The organism is Rhizobium acaciae (assembly GCF_025941625.1).
In the GTDB taxonomy this organism is placed as follows: Bacteria; Pseudomonadota; Alphaproteobacteria; order Rhizobiales; family Rhizobiaceae; genus Rhizobium; species Rhizobium acaciae.
In genome coordinates, this window is the sequence record NZ_JAPCZO010000001.1 from 594,070 (window position 1) to 613,184 (window position 19,115).

Sequence of the window (19,115 nt, forward strand, 5' to 3'; positions counted from 1 at the left end):
CCTATAGTTCCATAATCTATCTTATGCGATGCATGTGTGTAGCCGCAAAGTTGAAGTGTCCTGTTTCTGCAAAGTTGGAATGTCACACTCCCCGGGTTTGATGACGGTAGAGATTGCGGATGGGACTGATAGCGATGAGCGAGCGCGACCTGTAGCGGATCGAGATTTTGTCGAAAGTGATGGCCGGCCGGATGACGATGGTGTCGGCGGCGCATGTGCTTGATCTGAGCACGCGCCAGGTGCATCGTTTGTTGGATCGGATACGCACTGGCGGCGCGGCGTCGATCCGGCACAAGGCGATCGGCCGACCGTCGAACAACCGCATCAGCGATGGTGTTCGGGATTACGCCGTGACGCTGGTTGGCGAACGCTATGCGGACTTCGGGCCGACATTGGCGGCCGAGAAGCTTGCCGAGCGCGATGGATTGCGGGTGTCGCGCGAGACGTTGCGCAGCTGGATGGTGGATGCGGGCCTGTGGCTGTCGCGCAAGCAGCGGCGGACGTTTCATCAGCCCCGCTTGCGGCGTGAAGCCTATAGCGAGCTGGTGCAGATCGATGGCTCGGTGCCCTCACCCGCCCTGATTTGATCTTGCGAAACGATTGTCTCAACGGGGCAAGGTCACGATACGCATGGCCCCATGCACTGACCTAATCCTGATTGGCAACCACTGGCAAACTGCCTTCGTTCGAAAGACGGGTTTCGGTCTCCCGGGCGGCAGAGACAAGGCGGCGTTTTGCGCGGATCGCGTGCCATTGTTGGTCGATCAGGACGCCGATGAGGATCACGCCACCCATGACGGCGAAATTCAACGACGAAGGGATACCAAGGAGATTCACGAGGTTCTGCAACTCCTGGAGCAGGACCGTTCCCAGCACCACGCCGACGATCGATCCCTCGCCGCCGCGGAGGGAAAACCCGCCAAGTACGGCAGCGGCAATCGCATAGAGTTCGTAGAACTGGCCATGGCTCGCCGGCGAGATCGAGCGTGTGTACATGGCGAAATAAATCGCCGAAAGCGCCGTCAGCAGTCCGCAGATGACATAGGCCGACATGATCATGCGGCCGGTACGGATACCGGAATAGCGGGCCGCCTCCTCGTTCTTCCCGATCGCGTAAAGATAACGCCCGAAGACAGAGCGATGCAGCATGATCCACGTGACCACGGCAATGATGACGAGTGCGATGAAAGTGTTGGGAACGCCGTAAAACCGCCCAGCGGTCAGGAATTCGAGGTCGGGGAAATTTTGGCCGAAAGCAAAACCCGCCGTTCCGTCGGCCGTATAGAAGCGCGCTGCCCCACGATAGATCAGGAGGCCGCAGAGGGTGACGACGAATGGCTGCAGGTTGAGCCGGGTGATCAGCCAGCCGTGGACGGCGCCTATGACCGCGCCGAGCGCGAGAATGAGCGGCAGCGCCAGCATCCAGGACATATCCTGGACCGCGATGAAATCGACGAAGAGCACGCCGAGAAGCGCGACGAGCGAGCCGACGGAAAGCTCGATACCACCTGTGATGATGACAAAGGCCTGGCCGATCGACAGGATGCCGAACAGGCCGATCAGGTTGGCGGTGTTGGCCAGGTTGATCGGCAGCAGGAAGCGCGGATTGATGATGGCGACGACGATGCCGACGACGACAATCAAGAGCAGCAGTCCGAGATCTTTTTTGATCATTCGAGATCCATCCCCCGATACTTATTTATAGCCGCAGCCGCTATTTTACCCTTTTGCCGACAGCAAGCAAAAGGACGCTTTCCTGGCTGATTTCGTCCTCTTCCAATATGCCGGCGATCTGGCCCTCGTGCATGACGGCGATGCGGTCAGAAACGCCGATCACCTCTTCCATGTCGCTTGATATCATCAGGATCGCCACTCCGGCATCGGCAAGCGCTCGCATCAGACCGTAGATCTCGTTCTTCGCGCCGATATCGATGCCGCGTGTCGGCTCGTCGAAGATCATCACCTTCGGGCTCATCGACAACCATTTGGCAAGCACCACCTTCTGCTGGTTGCCGCCGGACAGAGTGCCGGTTCGTGTCGAAACGGAGGGCGCCTTGATACCGAGGCGAACGCGCTGCTTTTCGGCCGCCGCCCTCTCCCGCTCAGCAGAAAGCATGAAGCGGCTGGAGAGCTTGGGGAGATCGGCAAGGGTTATGTTCTGGGCGATCGGGAAATCAAGAAGAATGCCGTTGCGCTTGCGATCCTCCGGGACCAGGAAAATGCCACGAGCGACGGCGTCCCGGGCAGAACTGACCGCAATTTGCCGCCCATCCTGCAGAATGGCCCCGCCGTAGCTCCGGTCGATGCCGAAGAATACCCTTGCAAGCTCGGTGCGGCCCGACCCCACGAGCCCTGCAAGCCCCATGATTTCTCCATACCGGATTTCCAGATCAACGGGACGGCCGGGATAGGCCTCGGTGCGCACGCCGCTTGCCGTCAGGGCAACCGAGCCGGGCGAGCGCTGCGGTTTTGCGGTCCGGGCCGCAAGCACCCGGCCGATCATCAGCTTGACCATCTGGTCGTGGCCGATGTCTTTCTTGGCGAGCGTGCCCACAAGAGTGCCGTCGCGCAGGACTACGACCCGGTCTGCGACGCGCTCAACCTCGTGGAGGCGATGCGAGATGAAAATTACACTGATGCCATCGGCTTTCAGCGATTTGATAATGCTCAGGAGCCGCTCGGTTTCGGCGAGCGGCAGGCTGGACGTGGGTTCGTCGAAGATGACGAGCCTGGCGTTGATGGACAGCGCCTTGGCGATTTCCACCATCTGCTGCTCGGCAAGGGAAAGCGATGCCACGGGTGTGTCGGCGGAAAAATGAGCCCCTACCCGCTTCAAGAGCGGCTTCACCATGTCTCGCAGCCGATTGCGATCGACGAGCTTGAGAGGTCCCGCCTTCAGCGGTTCGCGGCCAAGGAAGATATTGGCGGCAACGTCGAGATTCTCAAAGAGATTGAGTTCCTGGTGCACGAAGGCGATGCCGGATGCGATGCTCGATTCAACAGTGAGGAAACGAAGCTCAGTGCCGTCGAGCAAGATCGCGCCTCGGTCGGGTGCGATCACGCCGCCAAGAATCTTCATCAGCGTCGATTTTCCAGCGCCGTTCTCGCCGACGAGGCCGATGACCTCTCCCGGCATGATGTCGATCGACAGACCCTCAAGCGCAACGACGCCCGGATAGGTCTTGCCAACGCCGGAAAGCGACAGGAATGGCGTTGCAAGCGCGTCCGGTGACGGGATGTCGGAGCTGTGGTTCATCGCCTGTCCGTGGCTGCTAACGCTGTCGGCATGAGACGTCTTTCGCGGCGGCGGCAAGTGCCTCCGCCGCGAAGGAGGGTTATTTTCCAGCCATGGCCTTCAGGCTGGCGGCATATTTGTCAACGTCATCCTTGCCGATGATCACCGTCGGGATGATGATCAAGCCGTTGCTGGGAACGCCTGATTTGTCGCCCTTGAGATAGGCCGCCATCAGCTTCATGCCCTGATAGGCCCATTCGAACGGCTGCTGCACGACGGTCGCTGCGATCGTGCCTTCCTTTACCCCGCCGAGCGTGATCGGATCGTCATCAAAGCCGACGACGGTGATCTGGCCGAGTTTGCCGGCGTCGCGCAGCGCCTCATAGATGCGCGGCGTATTGTAGGAGTAGAAGCCGACCATGCAGGTGACATCGGGGCTGGCCACCAGCGCGTCCTCGACGTTCTTCTTTGCGCGCGTCTGGTCGATATCGTCGCCGCGTACATCTGTCAGCTCGATCTTCGTGCCCTTCAGGCCGTCCTTCATGCCTTGGATGCGTTCCTTGGCATTGTCGGCGCCCAGGAGGCCGACGAAGCCGATGCATTTGCCGCCGTCAGGCATCGCCTTCTTGGCGATTTCGGCGGCCTGCATGCCGGCGTCGATATTCGACGAGCCGATATAGGCGACGCGGTTGGTCTGCGGCGCGTCACTATCGGTCGTGAAGAGAGCAGTCTGCGAGCCGATCTTGTTCAAGCCGTCCGTCTGGGTCTTGGGATCGACCGCGGAGACCATGACCCCCTTGACGCCGGCACTGACCAAGTCTTCCATAAGCCGTTGCTGAACGGCGACCGATGCCTGCTCAGGGTACTTCAGCTCCATCTGGTAGTCTGGCATCTCGCTCTGCGCCTTCTTCACGCCCGCCTCTGCGGCTTTCCAGAAGTCGGACGCGCCATTGACGACGAATGCAAGTGTCGGTTTGTCGGCAGCATGCGATACGGCAATCGGCGCCGCGCTCAGCATCAACCCGGCGAAGAACACGGCTGCATTGCGTTTCAGCTGTTTCATAATACACCTCCCGAGGGGCCGCAGTTGCACGGGCCCGTTTCCGATTTACGGCCGGCCGGATGCGCCCCCTCCCAGGGCCGTCGCAAAGCGACGAGTGCATAGGTTCCGATCGCTCCCTGACGGTATACAAGAATTTTAATTAGTAAATAGTATTATCAATGCAGATCAAAACATTTCATCACGCGGTGGTTATGATGGCAATTTTGTACTGGCATTGACCAACAACTGATAGTTTTGCAACAATTCATGCAATTGCCAGCGCTTTCAGATAAATGATAATATTAATTACCTAAGCCAACGATCAATCACCCTGACCCATTATCAAGCAGAGACAGTTTCCACGAATGCGAAAACCCAAGACCCAAAATAAGCCTGTGCGCGTGACGATGATGGACATCGCCGCGGCGGCTGGCTGCTCGCAGGCGGCTGTCTCCTTCGTCCTCAACGACACGCCCGGCACCCGCATCTCGCAGCAGACGCGCGATCGTGTATTGGAGGCGGCGCGCGCGCTCGGTTACATGGAGAAGACCTATACGACGAAGGCCTCTTATTCGGGACTGGACAACGTCATCGGTTTCGCCGTGGATCAACTCGCCACCAGCCCGGAAGCGATCGTTGCGATCGAAGGCGCGCGGCAAGCCTCCTGGAACGCCGGCAATGTCCTTCTGGTAACCCAGACGCTCAGTGACCCCGTCATGGAGCCGAGGGCAATCGAGGCGTTGACGAACGGAGGCATATCGGCGCTCATTTACATGACGATCTATACCCGCCAGGTGGAGCTTCCATCCTATGTCAGCAAGCTTAACATCCCGACGGTCCTGCTGAACTGTTATACGGCGGACCATGCCTTTCCCGCCGTGGTGCCGAGCGAGATCGCGGGAGGGCAGAGCTCCACCCGGCATCTGATCACGCACGGACACCATCGTATCGCGACGATCACCGGCGAAATCTGGATGCAGGCTGCGCAGGACCGGCTGACGGGATATCGCCGCGCCCTGGCGACCGCAGATATACCCTTCGATCCGGAATTGGTCATTGAAGGCGACTGGTCGGCCGGTGCCGGCTATGCCTCCACGATGAAACTGCTTGCTCTGAAAGAGCCGCCCACCGCGATCTTCTGCCAGAACGACCGCACTGCCATCGGTTGCTACGAGGCGCTCAAGGATGCAGGGCTTCGCATTCCCCAGGACATGTCGGTGGTGGGGTATGACGACGAAGAAATTTCACGACATCTCGTCCCCCCGCTGACGACTTCGGTCCTTCCACATCTTGCCATGGGGCAATGGGCAATCGAACATCTCAACCCGGAAAGTACACCCGGCAAGCGTTATCCCATTGCGAAGCTCGAATGCTCGCTCGTTAAGCGTCATTCGGTTGCCGCGCCGCGGGCCGAGGCGCGGCAGATCCTCGATGGCGCATATACGTCGCCATAACGTTCGCGCCGGGCCACTCATCCGCTGAGTGGAGCCCCATAGCCGCCGCCGGTCGGGGTGACGATGGTGATCGCCTCGCCTTCATCAAGCCGTGTCTGAGCACAGCCTGGCAGCACTTCGATTTTCAGGTTGAGGCGGCGCACGAGGTTTCTGCCGGTTTCGCCCGCTTCTCCGCCGGCGAGGCCGAACGGCCTGACGATTCGGTGCCCGGAGAGGATCGCGCAATCCATCGAGCGCCGGAAACGGATCGTGCGGCTGGTGCCGTCACCGCCGTTCCACTGCCCTTTGCCCCCTGAGCCTTCGCGTATGTGGAAATCCTCGAGCACAACGGGAAAGCGCAGTTCGAGGATTTCCGGATCGGTCAGGCGCGAATTCGTCATATGGGACTGAACGCCGGCAACGCCTGAAAACCCCTCACCTGCCGGAGCGCCCGAGCACAGAGTTTCGTAATATTGATGTGCCTCATTCCCGAAGGTCAGATTGTTCATCGTCCCTTGCGACGAAGACAGCTTGCCGAGCGCGCCAAAGAGACAATTGGTGACGGCCTGGCTCACCTCGACGTTTCCGGCAACGACCGCCGCCGGGCGGCGAGGTGCAAGCATCGATCCTTCCGGGACGATGATTCTGATCGGCCGCAGGCAACCGGCATTCATCGGGATATGGTCTTCCACCAGGACACGGAAGACATAAAGAACCGCCGCGCGGGTGATCGGTTCAGGAGCATTGAAATTATCCGGCTGCTGTTGCGATGTGCCGGTAAAGTCGACCGTCGCTTCGCGTTTCGCGCGGTCGATGCTGATGCGCACCTTAATCTCGCATCCCTGATCCATCGGATAGGTGAATTCGGCATCGTCAAGGCGGGCGATCAAGCGGCGAACACTTTCGGCCGCATTGTCCTGCACATGGGCCATATAGGCTTCGACGACGTCGAGGCCGAACTGATCAACCATCTTTCCGAGTTCGTCGGCGCCCTTCCGGTTGGCGGCGATCTGCGCCTTGATATCCCCGATGTTCTGGCCGAGATTGCGCACCGGGTGGAGCGCTCCCGTCAGCAGTTCGGCAAGTTCAGCCTCCCGAAAACGGCCCCGGTCCAGGAGCTTGAAATTGTCGATATAGACGCCCTCTTCATCGATGGTTCGGGCGTTCGGCGTCATCGATCCCGGCGCGATGCCGCCAATGTCGGCATGATGGCCGCGGGATGCCACCCAAAACAATATTTCATTGCCCTCGGCGTCGAAAATCGGGGTGCAGACCGTGATGTCGGGCAAATGTGTGCCGCCGTTATAAGGTGCGTTGACGGCGAAGACATCGCCCGCATGGATCACCGGATTGCCGGTGATGACCGCCTCCACCGAGCGATCCATCGACCCGAGATGCACCGGGACATGCGGGGCATTGGCGACGAGCGCGCCATGACGATCGAAGATCGCGCAGGAGAAGTCGAGCCGCTCCTTGATGTTGACGGATGATGCCGTGTTTTGCAGCGTGAAGCCCATCTGCTCGGCGATGGACATGAAGAGGTTGTTGAATATTTCGAGCATGACCGGATCAGCCGCCGTGTCGAGCGCTAGCGACCGCGATCTGGCGGTTTTGCGTTGGAGAACGATGTGATCCTTGGCTGTCAGCGTGCCTGTCCAACCGTCTTCGATCACAATGGTCTGGTTGGGCTCGATCAGCAGGGCCGGACCTTCGACGACATTTCCGGAGGAAAGTTGCTCGCGGCGATAGACCGGCGCCTCGTGCCACTGCCCCTCGGAAAAGAAGCGCGTGCGGGCGGCGGGATCGAGACGGACATTCTTGGTGACTGCGTTTGCCGCCGGTTCCACGCTCCGGCCTCCCCCAACCGCCTCGACGGCGAGCGTCTCGACGATCAGCGGTTTGTCATGGTCGACAAAGCCGAAGCGGGATTTATGCGCGGCTTCGAAGCTCTGCTTCAGCGCATCGACGTGAAAATGGCTTGCAGCAATTTCGGCTTCCGTCGCGGTGATCCGGGCAGCGGTGGTTTCCAGTGCGGTGTCGGCACCGGCATAGCGGATATGCAGTCGCAGATGAACAGCGATCTCGGAAGCATCGATGCGCTGTTCGCGGACCTCGCGAAACGCCTCTTCGGACAATGGCTGCGCTGCCGTGACGATTGCCGGGATGCTCTCGGCATGAAGAGGCAGATCGAGCGAGGCCTGGCGCATGGCATGGATGTCAGCAAGCCCCATGCCATAAGCGGACAGCAGGCCTGAGAATGGATGGACGAGGACTTTCGTCATCCCGAGCGCATCCGCCACCAGGCACGCATGCTGGCCACTCGCCCCGCCGAAGGCGTTCAAGGCATAGGTGCTAACATCGTATCCCCTTGCGATCGAGATCTTCTTCACGGCTTCCGCCATATTGGCGACGGCAATCTTCAGGAAGCCGTCGGCCACCTCCTCGCCGCTGCGCCCATCGCCGATCTCCTCGGCGAGTGCGTCGAAGGCGGTCTTGACCGCAGCGTAGTCGAGGGGCTGATCCCGGCTTTCACCGAAGATCGCCGGAAACATGTCGGGTATCAGCTTGCCGACCATGATATTGGCATCGGTGACGGCAAGTGGCCCATCCCTGCGGTAACCCTTTGGGCCTGGATAGGCGCCGGCAGATTCCGGGCCAACCCGGAAACGCGCACCGTCATAGCGCAGGAGCGATCCGCCGCCGGCTGCGACCGTGTGGATCTGCATCATCGGTGCGCGCATGCGCACGCCGGCGACCTGGGTTTCGAACGTTCGCTCATATTCTCCGTCGAAATGGGCAACATCCGTGGAGGTGCCGCCCATGTCGAAGCCGATCACTTTTGCAAAACCGGCTTCCGCGCCGGTCTGCGCAAGGGCGACCACACCGCCCGCAGGTCCGGATAAAATGGCGTCCTTGCCCTGGAACAGGCTGGCCGCAGTCAATCCGCCCGACGAGGTCATGAAGGTCAACCGGGCTCCGGTCCGCTCGAGATCGAGTTCTTCCGTCACCTGCGCCACGTAGCGGCGCAGGATCGGCGAAAGATAGGCATCGACGACCGTCGTGTCGCCGCGACCGACGAACTTCACCAGCAGCGAAACTTCGTGGCTCACGGAAACCTGCGGAAAGCCCATCTGGCGGGCGATGGCAGCGATCGCCTGCTCATGGCTTGGATAGCGGTAAGCATGCATCAGCACGATGGCAATGGATTTGAATCCACGTGCGGCGATCTCTTCAAGGGCTTTGCGGACTTCCGCTTCGTTCAATTTCTTCTCGACTTCGCCATCGGCCAGAACGCGCTCGTCGATCTCGGCGACGAAGCCATAGAGCAGTTCCGGTTTGACGACGTGCTTGGCGAAAATATCGGGCCGCGCCTGGTAGCCGATCTCCAATGCATCGCGGAAGCCGCGCGTGGTGATGAGGGCAGTCGGCTCGCCGTTGCGCTCCAGGAGGGCGTTGGTCGCTACCGTGGTTCCCATGCGCACCTCGCCGATGGCGCCGGCCGGTATCGATTCATTCGCATTGAGACCCATCAACGCCCTTATGCCGGCAACGGCCGCATCCCGGTAGGCGCTGGGATTTTCGGACAGCATTTTGCGGGCATGCAGGCTGCCTTGGGGATCGCGTCCGATGACATCGGTGAACGTGCCGCCGCGATCGATCCAGAAATCCCAATGTGATTCACTCATGACTTGTCCATCCGCGCAGAAAAGCACGGTCCTTGTTTCATCGATTTGGAAGAGAGGCGGATTGCAGCGCGTTGCCGCAATCCGGAGGGGTGTCAGTCGGCTGCCAGCTCCTTGCCCTTGGTCTCGGGCAGGATGAAAGCGGCGACGATGACCAGCAGGTAGGCGATGACGGCGAATATCGCGATTGCCTTGCCAAGCGGCATGGCGGCCGTCGCGATGCCCACCAGCGTCGGGTTGAGGGCGGCGACGCCACGGCCGAAATTATAGGTGAAGCCCTGCCCTGCCGCACGGGTCCGGGTCGGGAAATTCTCGGTCAGAAAGGCGCCCATTCCCGCGAAGATGCCGGAAGCGAAGAAGCCCAACGGAAAGCCGAGAAACAGCATCAGCGTGTTGTTGATCGGCAAGTAGGTATAGATCACGACAGTGACCATCGCACCGATCGCAAACAGCATGAACTTCTTGCGGCGGCCGATGATGTCGGACAAATAGGCGCCAGTGACGTAGCCGAAGAACGAGCCGATGATGATGACGGCGAGGTAGCCGCCGCTGCCGATGACGCTCAAGTGCCTTTCCGTCTTGAGGAAGCTCGGCAGCCAGGTGGCGATTGCATAATAACCGCCTTGCGCACCTGTGGTCATCAACGACAGCAGCATGGTCCGGCCGAGCATCGCGGGGGCGAAGATTTCGGTGATGCGCACGACCTCGCCGGAGGCTTTCAGCTTCTTCCGCGAGGCGGTGTAGACCTCGGGCTCCTGAATGAACCGCCGCACGATGATGGCGAGAATGGCCGGTGCCAACCCAGCCCAGAAGAGCCCGCGCCAGGCCTCTTCCTGCGGCATCAGGCTGAACAGGATGGTGGACAGCAAAACGGCCGCACCCCAACCGACAGACCAGGCACTCTGCACCATGCCGACCGCTTTCCCACGGTGCTTGGCTGCGATCACCTCGGCCATCAGCACCGCGCCGGCCGACCATTCGCCACCAAAACCAAGCCCCATCAGCGCACGGCATACGAGAAGCTGTTCGAAATTTTGGGCAAAGCCGCTGAGGAAGGTGAATACGGCGAACCAGATCACCGTGATCTGCAAGGTGCGCACCCGCCCGAAGCGGTCGGCGAGAATGCCGGCAAACCAGCCGCCGAGTGCGGAGGCAAGAAGCGTCACCGTGGCGATGATCCCGACATCGGTGTTGGAAATTGCAAGCGTGGCAATGATCGCCGGTATTGCGAGGCTGTAGATCTGGACATCGAACGCATCCAGCGCGTATCCGGAAAAGCACGCCCAGAATGTGCGTTTCCCCGGCTGCGTCAGTTCACCATACCAGCTTCGCGGCTCGGCACGCGTTGAGACGGCGTAGTTGTCTGTCATGTCATTCCCCTTTTCGTTGTTGAGTTTGCCATGGCCCCGCGATTTTCCCAGTTCTTATTGGCGGGGCGTGATTGTCCAATCCTGTTCTAAATTAGATAGTTGGAGCATGGTGTTATCTGAAAACTGCCCATACTTTTCGGCATAACGCCCTAGAAAGCGATGAGGGCCGCGTTCGGCTTGTCCGTGACCAGCATGCAGCCGGGCGCATGCGTGATTGCAAATTTCGGGCGGGCGGCCTGGATGACGGCTTGCGGCGTCACCCCACATGCCCAGAAAACCGGCATTTCGTCGGGCATAATGCGGGTCGGATCGCCGTAGTCCGGTTGGTCGAGGTTCTCGATGCCGATGGACGCGGGCAAGCCGATGTGAATGGGTGCGCCATGCACTGCGGGCATTCTCGATGTGATCTGGACCGCCCGGATGGCGTCGGCTGGGGCGAGCGGCCGCATGGAGACGACCATCGGGCCGGAGAACGGCCCCGCCGGGACACATTCGATATTCGTCCGGTACATGGCGACATTGTGCCCTTCGGCGACGTGGCGAAGCCCTATGCCATTTGCGATCAGCGCTTCTTCGAACGAGAACGAACAGCCGATGGCGAAGACCACGAGGTCGTCGCTCCAGAGATTGCTGATGTCGGTTGGCTCGGCGGCAAGTTCGCCATCTTCCCAGACGCGGTATCTCGGCACATCCGTCCGAATGTCGAGATCGACGCCCAGGTCCGGAATGCGCGGCGAGCCTTTTTCGGATATGCCGACAAGCGGACATGCCTTGGGGTTGCGCACGCAAAAGCGCAGGAAATCATCCGCCAGCGCGCTCGGCAGGATGGCGAGATTGGCTTGGACGTAGCCGAGGGCGGTGCCGCTTGTTTCCCTCGTCCAGCTGCCATTCCTGGAGGCGGCCCGCATGGCGAGTGGATTGGAGAGAGCCTGCTCCTGACGGTTCGATACTATGTTCATGAAGACACCTCGTTTTCTTCGGATACCAGCATCGGCAAAAACTCGATAATTTCAAATTGTCATTTTTCATGAATATCGATAAATTCTATTTATCGGAGGAATTGTGCATGGTGGATTTCAAGGCGCTGGAAACGGTGTTGTGGATTGCGCAGCTTGAGAGCTTCCGAGCCGCTGCCGAAAAGCTGAACACGACCCAGCCGGCCATTTCCGTTCGGGTGGCGCAGTTGGAGGAGGAACTCGGGACCCAGCTATTCGATCGGTCTAGCCGGACATTGTCGGTCACGCCAGCCGGACGACAGGTGCTGACCTATGCCGACCGGCTGCTTAGGCTCCGGGCCGAAATGCTCCACGCGGTCGCCGACCGAACCCATCTCAACGGTACATTCAAGCTGGGTGTGGCAGAGACGATCGTCCACACATGGCTTCCGAGCTTCCTCGAACAGGTGAGCAACACCTACCCTAGGCTTGCGCTGGAGATCGAGGTCGATATTTCGACCAATCTGCGCGAGCGGTTGCTCCAGCAGAAAATCGATCTGGCGTTTCTGGTCGGACCATTGAGCGCTCCTGCCGTCATTCAACGCCAACTGTGCCGGTTTCCGGTGAGTTTTGTCGCCAGCCCGAAGGTCAAGGCGGATCTCAAGGACGGTTCGCTGGAGGAAATCGCGCGTTGGCCGATCCTCACCTTCGCGCGCAACACCCAGCCCTATGTGCAGGTAACCGAACTGTTTTCCGATCCCGCCCTGCCGACGCCCAGAATCTACGCGAGTTCGTCGCTCGCCACGCTGATCCGCATGGCATTGGACAGTTTAGGCATTGCTGTTATTCCGCCCGCCATCGTCGCGCTCGAGCTCGCGGCCGGAAGACTGGTGGCCCTCGATATCTCCCCCAAACTGCCTGATCTTCAATTCGTTGCCGGCTGGCTCGGAACGCCTGACCGGCGCACACTGGAAGAAGTGGTCGAAATCGCTTCGCGGGCGATAGAACGAGCAGAGTTTGCCTTTGGTCGATAGCTGGCGAGCGGTTCGCCCCCTGCCTTTGCGTCGTCACTGACCGAACCACTGATGTCAAATATTCTCAACCACAGATAAAATCTGCGCAGAGACGTCGTTGACGACGTGTAAATTCGGAGGTAGCTCTATCGCCCATGAAAATCGCAATGGTTCTCGTAGTGGTGATATCGCGCATGGGCAGGACGGTCTGATCGTCCGGCAATAGCCACCCATGCGCCGAAAACAGGTCCCTGACGGGGCCTTTTTTTATGCCCCGTCGCACAATCACCTCACTCACGACGGAACCCAGATATGACCGGCGAGACAGCCAACTTTTCCCTCAACAACCCCTCTGATCGTCGCATGAACGGCGGCGAGATCGTTCTGCAGGCGCTGCGCGACAACGGTGTCGAACACATTTTCGGTTATCCCGGCGCAGCGGTGCTGCCGATCTATGACGAAATCTTCCAACAGGAGGACATCAGACATTTCCTGGTGCGCCATGAGCAAGGCGCCGGACACGCTGCCGAAGGCTATGCTCGCTCGACGGGAAAGGTCGGCGTCATGCTGGTGACATCGGGACCAGGGGTCACAAATGCGGTCACGGCGCTGCAGGATGCCCTTATGGACTCCATTCCGATCGTCTGCCTCTCCGGTCAGGTGCCGACAAGTCTGATAGGCACGGACGCTTTTCAGGAATGCGATACGGTCGGCATCACCCGCCCCTGCACAAAGCACAATTTCCTGGTCCAACACATCGACGATCTGGCCAAAACGATCCATCTGGCTTTCCGGATCGCGGCGGCCGGTCGACCCGGCCCTGTTCTCGTCGACATGCCGAAGGACGTGCTCTTCGCCAGCGGGACCTACGTCTCACCTGAGGTATCTGCCCTGCCAAGCTACCAGCCCGCAATGCAAGGCGATCAAAACGCGATCCGGGCGGCGGTCGCATTGATGGCCGAAGCCCGGCGCCCGATCATCTATACCGGCGGCGGCATCATCAACTCCGGACCGGAGGCGTCGCGATTGCTGCGTGAGTTCGTCGACCTCACGGGCTTTCCCGTAACCTCCACGCTCATGGGACTTGGAGTCTACCCCGCCACCGGGCCGAACTGGCTGCGCGTCGCCGGACAGGACGGATCGCATGAAGCCAATATGGCAATCGGCGAGTGCGATCTGATGGTCGCCATCGGCGTGCGGTTTGACGATCTTGCGATCTCGCGCGTCCATGAGTTTTCGCCTCACTCGAAGAAAATCCAGATCGATATCGATGCCTCGTCGATCAACAAACGCGTTCCCGTCGATATCGGCATTCAAGGCGACGCCGCGCATGTGCTAGCGGATATGATCCGTGCCTGGCGGTCGCTTTCCACCGTCCCCGACCAGAAGCGGTTGCGGGCGTGGTGGACGCAGATCGATCAATGGCGAGCCCATCGTTCGTTTTCCTACGAGCGGTTGGACCATGCAATCATGCCGCAACATGCCCTGGAGCGCCTGCATGCGCTGACAAAGCCGTATGACCCCATCATCGCCACCGAGATCGGTCAGCAGATGTGGGTGGCGCAGTTCTTCGGCTTCGACAGACCCAATCGCTGGATTACTTCTGGGGGATTGGGGACCATGGGCTTCGGTCTTCCTGCTGCGCTGGGCGCGCAGCTCGCACATCCCGGCCGCCTTGTCATCGATATTGCCGGCGACGCGTCGGTGCAAACGACAATGAAAGAGCTGTCGACGGCGATACAGCATCAAGCACCGATCAAGATCTTCCTCTTGAGCGATGAGCACCCGGGCATGGCGCGAGAATGGGGTCAAGTACCGGATGGCAGTGGTCGATCGCGCTCTTATTCGGCCTCGCTGCCCGATTTCACCAAGCTCGCGGAAGCCTATGGCGCTGTCGGCCTTCACTGCGAGAGCCCGAGCGAACTCGATGCCAGGATCGAGGAGATGATCGACGCCGACCGGCCGGTGCTCCTTCACTGCCGGGTTGCGAGGCTCGCCGACACCCTTCGGCAGTAAGAGTTGTTGATCGAACACGCCAAAAGCAAGCCGTGCGGTCCCGCGAACCGCAGTTCCCGTCTGCTATAGCCGAGTACCTCATGATCGAGACTGGTGTCTCGATCATGTATTTATGCTGTACGGGACCGATTTTCTCTAGCCCGCAGACAAGCCGAATTGCTGGCCGAGGAATACTAGGTACCCGACCTTCCGATCAAAGATACTGTGTCACGACTCTTTGTTTGAAAGAGCGGCCAAGTCCTCTTTAAGCCGCACCGGTAAATCCATCCGTTCGTGAAAAATGCTCATGATGCCAAGATCACCGTTCTCAAGCTCACGAAAGAATAGGTAGTGATGCTCATAGCGGCTGAAATAGGCCCGACGCCTGATCTCTGCGGGAACCGCCAGACGTTGCGGAAGCTGTCGCCAGATCAGGCGATCTTCGCATAAACGCTGCAAATAAACATGCAGCCCGAGAATGTACGCATCTGCCTGTTTTTCTCCCCACGCCTCGAAAGTGTCGCGCCAAATCTTGTCCTGCGCGGCGTCAGCGCGTGGATAAAACCGATAAGCTGCCATGCTCAGCGGCGCTTGTTGCGGCGGATAACGTCTTCAGCGGAGACGGCGACAAACTCGCTGTCGTCGGCACGCATCGCGGGTGCAAGTTCCTTTTGCAGGCCATCCCATGCCTCGTCGCGCGTTTGCAAATCGCGTCGGATTAGGGCGCGAATGTACTCGCTCGCATTCTCATAGAGGCCATCGTCACCGATCTGCTGCTGAATGTGATCTTGCAGCACGCCGCTGACCTTCACATGAATGCTGCCCGATGCCATCGGCCTACCCTTTCATTCTTCTTCTATCGTGGGATAGCGTAGCATATATTGTCAATATTCATCACCAAGAATTTGATCGTGATATGGTCTCTCGAACCTCACTCGGCAACCTGGCTGTCTCAACGATCTTCTGACCGGGATCGTCACAGGTCGTGCCGCCACTTGTTTAGCGCTTGCGGGCATGCGGTAGCAGGTTCATGCTTGTTCCTGTTTTGAGGCCCGCTGATTGCGGCTGAAATAGCCGTAACAGTTTGGGCTTTCGTGAGACGGGTGCGATGGAGTGCGCCGGCTGCGGTTTCGATATTCAAAGCGGTTTTGCTTTCTGTCCGCGATGCGGCGCAAGGCAGCCGCTTTCCTGCGTCGCCTGCGGCAATCCCTGTCAGCCCGATTTTGCCTTCTGCCCCCAATGTGGAGCGCCGATTTCCGGTAAGGTCCAACCCGCGACGAAGCCGAAGATCGAGGCGCTACCTCAATCAGAGGGCGATGCCGACCGGCGGCCGGTGACCGTGCTCTTTGCCGATCTCTGCGGCTTCACGACCCTGAGCGAGCAGATCGACCCCGAAGTCATGCGGGTGCTGCAGAACGAATTGTTCGAAGAGATGACCCAGGCAGTCGAAGCCTATGGCGGCTTCGTCGACAAGTTCGTCGGCGATGCGCTGCTGGCGCTGTTCGGCGCGCCGGTCGCTCATGAGGACGATCCGGTACGGGCGCTCGGTGCCGCACTCGATATGATCGGTCGGGCGACGCAGGTCGGCGAGCGCTGGCACGCCCGCGCCGGCGTGCCGCTGCGTCTGCATATCGGCATCAATAGCGGCCCTGTCGTCACCGGCGGCTTCGGCGCGGTCAGTACAAAATCCTATTCGGTGACCGGCGACACGGTGAACACCGCCCAGCGCCTGCAATCCATGGCCGGCGAAAACGATATTCTTGTCGGGCCGCTGACCTATCGCCTCACCCGCCATGCCTTTGCCTTCGACAGTCTCGGAGCGCAGGCGTTGCGGGGCAAAAGCGGAAACGTCCTTGTCCACCGGCTGACGGGGCTGTCGGAAGCGCCGCATACGGCGCGCGGGCTCGAGAGTTTCGGCCTTCAGGCGCCGATGATCGGACGAGATACGGAGCTGTCGCGGTTGCTGACATGCCTCGATCTTGCCTGCGGTGGTGCTGCGCAGCTTGTCCGTCTGATCGGCGAAGCGGGCATCGGCAAGTCGCGGCTGGTCAACGAATTCGTCGCCATAGCCAGTAATGCCGCCCGTTTCCAGGGCCTCGCCATCCGCAAGGCAACCTGCTCTCCTCTCGGCGAACAATCTTATGGCACGCTCGGCGCGGTCGTGCGCAGCGCCTACGGCATTGGCGAGCGGGACGATCTCGAGAGGGCGCGGCAATTGCTGGCAACGGGCTTCCGCGCGCTCGATCTCGCGCAGGAGGAGGTCGAGGGACTTCTGCCGCTGTTTCTGCATGTCCTCGGCCTCGGCGATCCCGATGGCGCGTTGCGGTACATCGAGCCGGAGCAGCTGCGGCGGCAGATTTTCTATGCCGTCCGCACCGTCTTCGAACGGCGGCTGGCGCAAGGTCCCCTGCTGCTTGTCATCGAGGATCTGCACTGGGCGGACGCCGCCTCGCTGGAAGTGCTTCGCTTCATGATGGATCGGCTGGAGCGCAGCCGGCTGATGCTGCTGGCGGTCTACCGCCCAACATCGCAGACCGACCCACTGGACTCCAATCGTGTCAGCGTCACCGTACAGCGTCTAGTTCCACTCTTTGCGGCCGACGGGCAGAAGCTGCTTGCTGCGTTTTTTGGCGAGAGCTATGCCAAGTTGCCGGTGACGATGCGCAAGCGCATCCTCGACCGCGCCGGCGGCAATCCGCTTTTCATCGAAGAAATCCTTCGGGTACTGATCGACATGGGCACGTTGCACAATGACGGTCAGCGCTGGTATGTCGCAGCGGAAGACACGGATGTCGATATCCCGGTGAACCTGCAAGCCCTGTTGCTTGCCCGTGTCGATCGTCTGCCGCAGGACATCAGGCGGCTGGCGCAAGAGGCGGCGGTGGTCGGCCCGAAATTCGATACCGCCCTGCTCCGCACCGTCGCCACAGACCCCGCCGCCATCGATGCTGCATTGGATCATCTCTGCGATGCCAATATCATCGAGGAATTGCGCGGGCCGGATGCCGGCGGGTCGCCGGGCTATCGCTTTAGCCAGACGCTGATGCATGACGTCATCTATCACAATCTCCTGCTGCAACGGCGCATGGAGCTTCATCGACGGATCGGTCAGGTTCTGGAACGTCAATATGGTGCAGCGCCCGACCGGCCCGAGCATCTGGCGCAGCTCGGCCATCACTTCAGCCTGACCACCGAAAAGGCCAAGGGCGCCACCTATCTGATGGCGGCGGGCGATCTGGCGCGCAAAGCCTACGCCAATGACGATGCAATGCGCCTCTACCGTCAGGCTCTTGCGGCCTTCGCAAACGAGGCGGAGGTGACACCGGAGCAACAGGCGCTCTTGGAGCGTCTTGCCGATCTCTGCGGTCCCGCCGGCCTGCGTGACGCCGCCTTGAACCATTATCAGCGAGCGCTGACGATCCACCGCACCAAAGACGATCCTATCGGCGCGGCGCGGATATTGCGCAAGATCGGTCGTCTGCATCTCGATGCAGGACGCCGCGATCAAGCGGAGACACATTTGGCCCAAGCCGAAGCGATGATCGCAACGATCGATGCGCCGGTCGAACGTGCACATGTCCTGCAGGAGCGCGGCCATCTGGCCTTCCGCATGGGGGATCAGGCCGCTGCCGCAGAGTGGGCGACGCAGGCGCTGCAATGCCTGCAAACACTGCCGATCGACGGGACGACCGAGGCCGGACGGGAGACAGCGCGAGCGATGGCGGAGGCGCTGAATACCAAGGGTGCGGCCTTTGCGCGGCTCGGACGTCGCCGCGAAGCCGTACAGGAAGTGGAGCGCAGCCTCTCGGTTGCCGAAAAGGCCGATCTGCAAAGTGCTGCCTGTCGCGCCTATTCCAATCTCGGCGTTCTCTACACGATTGTCGATCCGGCCAACGCCATCAGAATCTGCCGGCGCGGTCTGGAGGTTGCGACCCGTATCGGCGATCTCGGCTTCCAGGCGCGCCTTCTCGCCAACCTCGCAGTCGCCTGCTGCACCTTCACCGATCGCTGCGCCGCCGAGGGTGTACCAGCGGCGGAGAAGGCCGTCGAAATCGACCGAGCGCTCGATCAGCGCGACCATCTCTCCGTGCCGCTGATCGTGCTGGGTCAGATTCATCAATGCCACGGGCAGCCGAAGCTAGCTCGTAAGTATTACGAAGAAGCCCTTGAGGTTGCGAAGGAAATTGATGAACCGCAACTGCTGTTTCCGTGCTATGATGGCTTGGCGACACTCAGCCTCGAGCATGACGACATGGACGAGGCGGAACGGTATTTCACGCTGGCACAGGATGTGTGCATCCGCCACAACCTCGATCCAGGCACGCTCATCGTCCTGCCGTTTCTCGACTGACCTGTCCTCGTTGCAGTGGTCGCCGGAGATCGATTTGGCAAATCGATTCAAAAACATA

Annotated in this window: 12 protein-coding genes and 1 pseudogene; 5 read left to right on the plus strand and 8 right to left on the minus strand. The window is 60.2% G+C overall.

All coding sequences use genetic code 11. The features are described from left to right. Window positions 1-158 precede the first annotated feature (158 nt). Window positions 159-563, plus strand: a pseudogene (locus OLZ32_RS03000) (helix-turn-helix domain-containing protein); the annotation flags it as partial. An 85-nt stretch (window positions 564-648) separates the two neighbouring features. Here OLZ32_RS03000 and OLZ32_RS03005 read toward each other — a convergent pair. The 3 genes from OLZ32_RS03005 to OLZ32_RS03015 all read right to left on the minus strand — a co-directional run bounded on the left by OLZ32_RS03005 (window position 649) and on the right by OLZ32_RS03015 (window position 4,298). Further along, window positions 649-1,674 carry an ABC transporter permease gene (locus OLZ32_RS03005; protein WP_264395514.1) on the minus strand — a complete coding sequence of 342 codons (1,026 nt, stop codon included), beginning with the start codon at window positions 1,672-1,674 and terminating at the stop codon, window positions 649-651. Between the two features lie 40 nt (window positions 1,675-1,714). Beyond that, entirely contained in the window at window positions 1,715-3,256 is a 1,542-nt protein-coding gene (locus tag OLZ32_RS03010; protein ID WP_003539730.1) for a sugar ABC transporter ATP-binding protein, read from the minus strand. 79 nt (window positions 3,257-3,335) lie between these two features. Next, window positions 3,336-4,298, minus strand: a complete 963-nt coding sequence (locus OLZ32_RS03015) for a sugar-binding protein (RefSeq protein ID WP_011652015.1) — start codon at window positions 4,296-4,298, stop codon at window positions 3,336-3,338. 344 nt (window positions 4,299-4,642) lie between these two features. Between OLZ32_RS03015 and OLZ32_RS03020 the strand changes: the two genes are divergently transcribed. After that, entirely contained in the window at window positions 4,643-5,731 is a 1,089-nt protein-coding gene (locus OLZ32_RS03020; RefSeq protein ID WP_017988361.1) for a LacI family DNA-binding transcriptional regulator, read from the plus strand. 17 nt (window positions 5,732-5,748) lie between these two features. Here OLZ32_RS03020 and OLZ32_RS03025 read toward each other — a convergent pair whose 3' ends face one another. The 3 genes from OLZ32_RS03025 to OLZ32_RS03035 form a co-directional block, all read right to left on the minus strand. Continuing rightward, the gene (locus tag OLZ32_RS03025; protein ID WP_264395515.1) at window positions 5,749-9,396 is read right to left on the minus strand and encodes a hydantoinase B/oxoprolinase family protein; all 3,648 of its coding nucleotides are present in this window, start codon (window positions 9,394-9,396) and stop codon (window positions 5,749-5,751) included. 92 nt (window positions 9,397-9,488) lie between these two features. Continuing rightward, a complete protein-coding gene (locus OLZ32_RS03030; protein ID WP_003539723.1) occupies window positions 9,489-10,763 on the minus strand; it encodes an MFS transporter in 1,275 nt (424 codons plus the stop codon). A gap of 149 nt (window positions 10,764-10,912) precedes the next feature. After that, the gene (locus OLZ32_RS03035) at window positions 10,913-11,722 is read right to left on the minus strand and encodes a putative hydro-lyase (protein ID WP_003539721.1); all 810 of its coding nucleotides are present in this window, start codon (window positions 11,720-11,722) and stop codon (window positions 10,913-10,915) included. Between the two features lie 107 nt (window positions 11,723-11,829). Between OLZ32_RS03035 and OLZ32_RS03040 the strand changes: the two genes are divergently transcribed. Then, window positions 11,830-12,732 carry a LysR family transcriptional regulator gene (locus tag OLZ32_RS03040; RefSeq protein ID WP_264395516.1) on the plus strand — a complete coding sequence of 301 codons (903 nt, stop codon included), beginning with the start codon at window positions 11,830-11,832 and terminating at the stop codon, window positions 12,730-12,732. A 291-nt stretch (window positions 12,733-13,023) separates the two neighbouring features. Next, window positions 13,024-14,727: a biosynthetic-type acetolactate synthase large subunit gene (ilvB, locus tag OLZ32_RS03045; RefSeq protein WP_003539716.1), complete on the plus strand. Its 1,704-nt coding sequence runs from the start codon at window positions 13,024-13,026 to the stop codon at window positions 14,725-14,727. 207 nt (window positions 14,728-14,934) lie between these two features. On the opposite strand, the gene OLZ32_RS03050 is transcribed toward ilvB, so the two are convergent. Together OLZ32_RS03050 and OLZ32_RS03055 are read right to left on the minus strand one after the other, a co-directional pair. Further along, window positions 14,935-15,285 (minus strand): type II toxin-antitoxin system RelE/ParE family toxin, encoded by a 351-nt coding sequence (locus OLZ32_RS03050; protein WP_017988356.1) that lies wholly within the window; start codon window positions 15,283-15,285, stop codon window positions 14,935-14,937. Window positions 15,286-15,287: 2 nt separating this feature from the next. Next, window positions 15,288-15,539 carry a ribbon-helix-helix domain-containing protein gene (locus tag OLZ32_RS03055; protein ID WP_003539713.1) on the minus strand — a complete coding sequence of 84 codons (252 nt, stop codon included), beginning with the start codon at window positions 15,537-15,539 and terminating at the stop codon, window positions 15,288-15,290. A gap of 275 nt (window positions 15,540-15,814) precedes the next feature. Here OLZ32_RS03055 and OLZ32_RS03060 point away from each other — a divergent pair, with 275 nt between their 5' ends. Then, window positions 15,815-19,057 carry an adenylate/guanylate cyclase domain-containing protein gene (locus tag OLZ32_RS03060; protein WP_264395517.1) on the plus strand — a complete coding sequence of 1,081 codons (3,243 nt, stop codon included), beginning with the start codon at window positions 15,815-15,817 and terminating at the stop codon, window positions 19,055-19,057. The last annotated feature ends 58 nt before the right edge of the window (window positions 19,058-19,115 follow it).